The organism is Candidatus Caldatribacterium sp., from assembly GCA_014359405.1.
Taxonomy (GTDB): domain Bacteria; phylum Atribacterota; class Atribacteria; order Atribacterales; family Caldatribacteriaceae; genus Caldatribacterium; species Caldatribacterium oleiphilum.
The window spans coordinates 1-6,514 of record JACIZN010000107.1 but is presented as its reverse complement, the minus strand read 5'-3'; the positions used below and the strand labels follow the sequence as shown (position 1 = coordinate 6,514).

The 6,514-nt window shown below is 56.1% G+C and carries 8 protein-coding genes; all 8 read left to right on the top strand.

The annotated features are described in order from the left end of the window. The coding region (gene fliF / locus H5U36_08275) for a flagellar M-ring protein FliF (protein MBC7218116.1) at positions 1-1,101 on the top strand (1,101 nt) is incomplete at its 5' end. Between the two features lie 5 nt (positions 1,102-1,106). Further along, a complete protein-coding gene (fliG, locus tag H5U36_08270) occupies positions 1,107-2,123 on the top strand; it encodes a flagellar motor switch protein FliG (protein MBC7218115.1) in 1,017 nt (338 codons plus the stop codon). Then, positions 2,116-2,862 carry a hypothetical protein gene (locus tag H5U36_08265; GenBank protein ID MBC7218114.1) on the top strand — a complete coding sequence of 249 codons (747 nt, stop codon included), beginning with the start codon at positions 2,116-2,118 and terminating at the stop codon, positions 2,860-2,862. The genes fliG and H5U36_08265 overlap by 8 nt, the downstream gene beginning before the upstream one ends. Further along, a complete protein-coding gene (gene fliI, locus H5U36_08260) occupies positions 2,819-4,138 on the top strand; it encodes a flagellar protein export ATPase FliI (GenBank protein MBC7218113.1) in 1,320 nt (439 codons plus the stop codon). The genes H5U36_08265 and fliI overlap by 44 nt, the downstream gene beginning before the upstream one ends. Further along, positions 4,135-4,602 (top strand): flagellar FliJ family protein, encoded by a 468-nt coding sequence (locus H5U36_08255; GenBank protein MBC7218112.1) that lies wholly within the window; start codon positions 4,135-4,137, stop codon positions 4,600-4,602. The genes fliI and H5U36_08255 overlap by 4 nt, the downstream gene beginning before the upstream one ends. After that, positions 4,587-5,063: a lytic transglycosylase domain-containing protein gene (locus H5U36_08250; protein ID MBC7218111.1), complete on the top strand. Its 477-nt coding sequence runs from the start codon at positions 4,587-4,589 to the stop codon at positions 5,061-5,063. Before H5U36_08255 ends, H5U36_08250 begins: the two co-directional genes overlap by 16 nt. Positions 5,064-5,066: 3 nt before the next feature. After that, complete coding sequence (locus tag H5U36_08245) at positions 5,067-5,711, top strand: hypothetical protein (protein ID MBC7218110.1); 645 nt, start codon at positions 5,067-5,069, stop codon at positions 5,709-5,711. A gap of 4 nt (positions 5,712-5,715) precedes the next feature. Continuing rightward, the coding region (locus H5U36_08240) for a hypothetical protein (protein ID MBC7218109.1) at positions 5,716-6,514 on the top strand (799 nt) is incomplete at its 3' end.

The following is a 6,514-nucleotide window of genomic DNA, read 5'->3' as shown; positions in this document are numbered from 1 at the left end:
GAGGAGAAGCAACCCACGGCATCAGTGGATCTGCGGCTCCGCCCCGGGGCGACTCTCAAAGAAAGCCAGATTGAGGCTATTGCCCACCTGGTGGCCAACAGCGTCGAGGGCCTTGATCCGAAGCGGGTTGCCATCATCGACGACCGGGGGAATATCCTGGCGAGTGGAACAGAAGAAGGCACAACCCTTCTTGGTCTTGCGAATCTCACCGCAACGCAACTTGATGTGAAACGCGAGGTGGAGGAAGTGCTCACCCGGAGGATTCAAACGATGCTTGAGAGTGTTTTGGGGACTCGTCAGGCGGTAGTCCGGGTGAGTGCCGATTTGAACTTTGAGCGCCGGGAGGGAGAGAAAGAAGTTTTCGAGCCAGTGCTCGAGGGCGAGGGCATTGTTCGAAGCACCAAGGAGACCGAGGAGCGGTACCAGGGGTCGGCAACGCCTCCTGGAGGCACAGCAGGAGTGGCCTCAAATATCCCCATCTACGGGGAACAGGAAGAGGGAGGTAGGCAGAACACCTATGCCCGAAGGGAATCGACGGTCAATTACGAGGTGAACAGGATTCTTGAGCGTTTCAGCTCTTCCCCCGGGAGGATTGAGCGCCTTTCGGTAGCTGTTCTTGTGGACAGTGCTCTGCCTCAGGAGGCGGTTGAGAAGGTGCGCTCCGTTGTCCAGGCTGCAGCAGGCATTGACTTTGCCCGGGGCGATACGCTCATCGTGGAGGCTCTGCCTTTCAACCGAGCCATGTGGGAGGAAGAAGCGAAAGCCCTTAAGACACAGAAGCTCATGGACCTTGTTGAGCTCTTCCTGAAGTACGGTCTTGTGGCGTTCTTTGCTCTCCTCTTCTACACCCTTGGGCGGAGAATTCTTGTTGCCGCGACAGCCCCCCAGGAAGTGGTGGCAGAGTTCTATGAGACCCCAGAAGTTCCCGAGGAAGAGGAACGCGTCGAAGAACTCCCCTCAGTCCGCCTGCCAGAACTCACCCCTGAGGAACGAATGCGCCTTGAGCTCCAGAAAAAAATGGAAGAAGAAATCCAGCACCTTGCTCAGACCAATCCCGATGACGTGGCAAAGCTTATTCGAAACTGGCTGAGTGAGGAGTGAGACGTATGGCCCTTGTCCCTCGCCGGCACCTCACGGGAAAGCAGAAAGCAGCGATTCTCCTTGTGAGCCTTGGGCCAGACCTTGCAGCTCAGGTTCTCAAGCGCTTGACCGATGAGGAAATCGAGGACCTAACCCTTGAGATCGCAACCTTGGAAAAGGTTCCTCCGGAAGTTCGGGACGAAGTCATTAATGAATTCTACCACATGGCCGTTGCCCAGCACTACATTTCCCAGGGTGGCATCGATTACGCAAGGCAACTCCTTGAAAAGGCCTTGGGTCCTCATCGGGCACAGGAAATCATCTCTCGCCTTTCAGCGACTTTGGAGGTTACACCTTTTGAAGCTCTGCGGCGGGCTGATCCTCTGCAGATTCTCAACTTCATTCAGGGGGAACACCCCCAGACCATTGCCCTCATCCTTTCGTACTTGAAGCCAGAGCAATCAGCGACGATTCTTGGCAATCTCCCCGAAAATATTCGTGGTGAGGTAGCCATGCGCATCGCCCTCATGGACCGCACAAGCCCTGAAGTCGTGCGGGAGATTGAAGCTGTCCTGGAGCGAAAAATTTCCACCTTCCTGACCCAGGACTTTGCCCGGGTGGGTGGGAAGAAGAAGCTCATCGAGATCCTCAACAAGAGCGACCGGGGAACGGAAAAGAGCATTCTTGAAGCCCTTGAGGAGAAGGACCCGGAACTTGCCGAAGAAATCAAGTCCCAGATGTTCGTCTTTGAGGACATTGTCCTTCTTGACGATCGGGCAGTGCAGCTTGTGCTCCGCCAGGTTGACACAAAAGACCTGGCCCTTGCCCTCAAAGGAGCATCTCAAGAGGTCCAGGAGAAGATTTTCCGGAATATGTCCCAGCGTGCGGCTCAGATGCTCAAGGAGGACATGGAGTACATGGGACCGGTGCGGGCTCGCCTGGTGAACGAGGCACAGCAGAAGATTGTGAACGTTATCAGGCGTCTTGAGGAAGCCGGAGAAATCATCATTGCCCGCGGAGGGGAGGACGAAATCATTGTCTAAGGTATATAAGCGCGTGGAGTACCTGAAGCGGTGCGTCCTTGTGGGGCGCGAGGAAAAAGAGGAAGAAGATTTGCAGGAACCACAAGTTGCTCCATCCCTTGAAGAGTTTGCAGAGCTCCGGGAGATGGTCCTCCAGGAGGCGAAAGAAGAGGCAAAACGCATAGTGGAAGAGGCGAAAAAAGAGGCCGAAGCCATCCGTAAAAAAGCCTACGAAGAGGGATGGCATGAGGGAGAAAGGAAAGCCCGGGAGGCCATCCGGAGGTCCTGGGAGGAGAAGGTGGCCGTTTTCGAGCGCCTGGTTCTGGAGTTCACCAGGGCTCGGAAGCACAACTTTGAGGTTCTTCGAGAGCCCCTTGTGGATCTCGTCTTCGCTTTGGCAGAAAAAATTATCCAGAGAGAAGCAGAACGAGTGCCGTTTGTGGGGGAGACCGTTGCCCGGGCTCTCCTTCGACTCTCCCAGAGGGAGAGGGTTATCGTTCGGGTGAATCCTGAAGAGTGCGCCTTGGTGCGGGAGATGAAAGAAGACCTTTTCCGGCGCGTCGACGGATTGGAATTCCTTGAGGTGAAGGAAGACCCCCGGGTCAAAAGAGGGGGATGCATCGTAGAAACGCAGTTTGGGAATGTGGATGCCCGGATTGAGACCCAGGTGGCTATCTTACGGGAAGAAGTGGAACGTATCCTTGCGGAGGAAGACCATGTGGAAAGTGGCGAGGATTCGGGAACGCCTGAGAGAAATTGAGACTCTCCGGGTGAACGGGAGAGTCGTCCAGTCCGTTGGGATTGTCGTTGAGGCCCAGGGACCATCCTGCAGCGTCGGAGAGGTTTGCGCCATCCGCTCCCGGGAGGGAGGGCGGGAGATCCTCGCAGAGGTTGTGGGCTTCCGGGGAGAGCGAACACTCCTCATGCCCCTTGGAGACCGAAACGGCATTGAACTGGGGAGTGAAGTCGTCGCCTTGGGGAAAAGAGGAAAAGCCAAAGTGGGCATGGGTCTTCTGGGAAGGGTCCTCAATGCTTTGGGGGAGCCCATCGATGGCAAGGGACCAATTGAAGCTGAAACCGAGTACCCTCTTGAGTGCGATCCGCCCAATCCCCTTTCTCGCCGGCGGATTCGAGAGGTGCTTCCTCTTGGTATCCGGGCCATTGACGCGGCTTTAACCTGTGGCAAGGGGCAGAGGGTTGGAATCTTTGCGGGGAGTGGCGTGGGGAAGAGCACCCTCCTTGGCATGATCGCTCGACGGGCTCAAAGCGAAGTCAACGTCATTGCCCTTGTGGGTGAGCGGGGGAGAGAGGTCAAGGAGTTCATCGAGCGGGACCTCAAAGAGGAAGGGTTGAGGCGGAGCTGCATCGTTGTGGCCACCTCAGACCAGGCCCCCCTCCTGCGTATCAAGGCCGCTTTCTGTGCCACAGCGATTGCGGAGTACTTTCGGGACAGAGGAAAAGACGTGCTCTTCATGATGGATTCGGTGACCCGTCTTGCCATGGCCCAGCGGGAGCTGGGGCTTGCCGTTGGTGAGCCCCCCACAACCCGTGGGTACACCCCTTCGGTCTTCACCATGCTCCCCCGCCTCATGGAGCGGACTGGAAACTTTGCCCAGGGGACCATCACCGCTTTGTACACGGTTCTCGTCGAAGGGGACGACATGAACGACCCAATTGCCGATACTGTCCGTTCTATCCTCGACGGCCACATTGTCCTTTCCCGGAAACTCTCTTTCTCTGGCCACTACCCGGCTATTGATATCCTTCAGAGCGTGAGCCGTCTCATGCCCGATATCACCACTCCTCGTCACCAGGCTATGGCGCAGAAACTCAGAGAGGTTCTTTCGGTGTACCAGGATGCGGAGGATCTCATAAACATCGGTGCCTATGAGCGAGGATCGAACCCTCGAATTGATTATGCCCTTTCGATGATCGACCGGGTTCGGGAATTCCTCCGCCAGGGGATTGATGAACCTGCTCCTTTTGAGGAAACCATGCGGCGACTTGAGGAACTCTTCGGGGAGGTTATCGGATGAAGGGGTACCAGTTTCGGCTCCAGAAGGTCCTCGATACCTGCCGGCTCAGGGAAGAGCTCATAGAGGTGAAACTTGCCGAACTTGAGCGTCTTGCCGAATTCCAGAGGGAACGCCTGAAGAGTATAGAGGAAGAAGAAAGGGCGCTCCTTTCCGAGCGCCGGGCCATGCGGGAGAAAAACGGGTCCATTGCCTTGGAAGAGGAGATGTTCTACGAGAATTGCCTCGAGGCGCTTCGTCTCCGCATTGAGCGGATGAAGATGTACCTTCGCCAGATCGAAGAGCAAATTCGCCAGACTCGGGAGGAACTCGTGGCTGCAGCCATGGAACGGAAGGTTATGGAAAAGCTCCGGGAGAAGGACTACGAAAGCTTCAGGATTGAGGTGGAGCGCAACAACCAGAAGGCCCTCGATGAGATTGCCGTGCAGCGCTACACGAGGTGGGAGGATTTGTGTTCGGAAGCGTAGCGCGGGTGCTTGCCCGAATCAGGGAAATCGAAGAACGTTTCGGAGTTTTCGCTCCCCAGGGGGCGAAGCTCAGGGAAGAGGTTTCTCCCCAGAGTTCTTCTTCCTTTGACGAGATCGTGGAGGAATGCGCGAGGAAGTACCAGCTGAGCGCCCATTTGATTCGAAAGCTCATCGAAGTTGAATCGGGAGGGAATCCCAAGGCCCTTTCCTCAAAAGGCGCCATGGGGCTCATGCAGCTCATGCCCGAGACCTGTAAGGACCTTGGGGTTTCAGACCCTTTTGACGTTCGGCAGAACATCGAGGGTGGGGTGCGGTACCTTCGAAGCCTTATTGACCGCTTTGGGAAGATTGAGCTTGCCCTTGCGGCGTACAACGCCGGTCCTGGAAGGGTGAAGGCGTACGGTGGGGTTCCTCCTTTTGAAGAGACGCAAACCTTTATTCGCAAGGTCCTGGAGGGGTAAGACGTGCAGGGGAAGAAGGCACCGAGAGTAGCAAGGGAGAAGGTTACTGCAGGAGGCATCACGCGGACAAAGACGGAGAAGAAAAAAGGGGGAGGGGGAGGAACGGCTCTCCTTGCCCTTGTTTTCGGATTTACATTTCTTCTCTTTCTCCAGTTCACGGGAATGGTAGATCTGCCGTTTCTGCGGTTCCTTCCCCTCGGCAAGGATAAGGTTACAGCACAGCAGGAGACGGCCTCAATTGCCCCGGAAGGAACGCCTGAGGTCCTCTACCCTGGGCCAACCCTTGTGGAGACGGCTTCTCCTGAGGGAGAGGTTGCCAAGGAGGGAGAGGAAAAAGAGGTGCAAGAGGCGCAGGAAGAGGTGGTACCGGCATCTCAGGTTACCGTTTCGGTAACACCCCTTCCCTCTGAGGCCCCTTCGGTGCTTCCATCACCTTCGCCTTCGGAAACCCGGAATCTCACCCGAATTGCCCGGATTTACAGCGCCATGGAGCCGCAGGATGCGGCAAAAATCTTAGAGCAGTGGAGTGATGAGGAGGTGGTGCAGGTTCTTTCGGCAATGAAAGAGCGCGATGCCGCTCGAATTCTCAACGCCATGAGTGTGGAGAGAGCCGCTTCGATTTTGAAGAAAATGCGTGAGAGGAGGTGACAGGGTGAGCGGTTTCTTCTTTGTTCCCAGTATTCCGGTGCTTCCGGAGTTTTCCCCTGGGAATACTGCGGTGAAGAAGGGGGAGACAAAGAGCGGGGATGATTTCGGTGCGTTCCTTGATGCGTACTTCAAAAACGTAGCTTCCTTCGCCACCCCCCTTTCTTTCCCTGTATCGAAGTCGTGCGGTTCTTGCTCTTCTGCCGGCGAGGAAAGCACATCTCTCTCCTGCCCTTTGAGCAGCACCCCGAGCGCTACATCGTTGAGCTGCCCAAGCATAGGAGAGAGTTCCACCACCCAGGCACCCACAGAGCTTCCTTCTCTGCAGGAATTTCCCACCCTCTTTTCGGATCTATTGGAAATGGTGGAGAACTTCAGCGTGACCCTTCGCCTTGAGGGAGGAAACGTGACCGTAAGCGGTGCCCGAAGCGAAGATGGGGTCTTTGCGTTCTCCGTCGAGGGGAAGAAGGAAGCCCTGGTCGAGTTCTTCACCCTCCTTCTTGAAAACCTCAAGGACTGGATGGCGAATGAGCCTCAGGCAACTTCACAGTGCGGGAAAATCCAGTGCGGGAGGATTCTTGAGGACGGGGACGACGAAGTGGTGGACGGTTGCAGTCTGATGGATGCTTCTGCCTCGAAGCCCCAGGAGACGGAGGAAGCAATAGGTGCTCCGGTGGAGGACGAGGTGATCAATTCCGGGGAGGAAGTGGTGGATGCTCCGGTTGAGGTTCTTCCTCCTGAAGGCGAAGGAGAACCCGGGTCCGAAATTTTGACGGAGGATGAGGTTGTTCCTTCGGAACTTTCTT